Source organism: Oleiphilus sp. HI0125 (assembly GCF_001635355.1).
In genome coordinates this window covers 1-815 of sequence record NZ_LWGF01000596.1, presented here as the reverse complement: position 1 = coordinate 815, position 815 = coordinate 1, and the positions used below count along the sequence as shown (strand labels likewise).

Below are 815 nucleotides of genomic sequence, written 5' to 3'. Positions count from 1 at the left end.
ATAGTAATCAGCGATGTGCCAGTGGGTGCGACGTTATCAGCTGGCGTTGATAACGGTGACAATAGCTGGACCTTAAGTGTCGATCAGTTGGTCGGTCTAACGATTACGCCACCGCTGCATGATAGCGAAGACTTCAGCTTATCGGTGTTGGCGAGCGTGGCAGATGTCGATCCTGAGACAGGAGAGGTGAGTACGTCTGAGACCTTGTCGACGGTGGATGTTGAGGTTAACGCGGTCGTGGATACGGCGACACTGGTTGATAGTCATGTTGATATCAATGAAGACACTGCATTCAATATTGATATACAAGCGCTTTTAGTCGATCAAGATGGTTCTGAAAGTATCGTTAGCGTTACGTTCTCGCAAGTGCCAGACGGCGCAGTGTTTAGCCACGGTACGGTCAATGCTGACGATACAGTGACTGTATTGGCCGAGGATCTAGCAGCGCTGACGTTAACGCCTCCGTTGCATGACAGTACTGACTTTACGTTGGATGTCATGGTGACGCATCAGGACGAAGATCCAGATAGTGGTGTGGTTACGGAAGCGAGTAGCACCGCACAATATCATGTTTCAGTTATCCCAGTGGCGGATGTCCCAACGTTACAAGCGAACGACATTAGCGGAAACGAAGATGAACCGATTAGCCTGGATATAACGGCGGATCTTGTCGATCTAGATGGTTCTGAGTCGATTACTGCGGTGCGTTTCGAGGGTGTTCCGGAGGGCGCGCAGCTTTCAACGGGTGCCGATCAGGGTAGTGGTGTTTGGATCGTGAATATTGACGATTTAGCGAGTCTAACCATACAAGCACC

Annotated in this window: 1 protein-coding gene; it reads left to right on the top strand. The window is 50.2% G+C overall.

What is annotated here, in order from left to right; all coding sequences use genetic code 11:
* Positions 1–21: 21 nt before the first annotated feature.
* On the top strand, positions 22–815 hold a 794-nt coding region (locus tag A3762_RS27355), incomplete at its 3' end, for a hypothetical protein (RefSeq protein ID WP_231878762.1).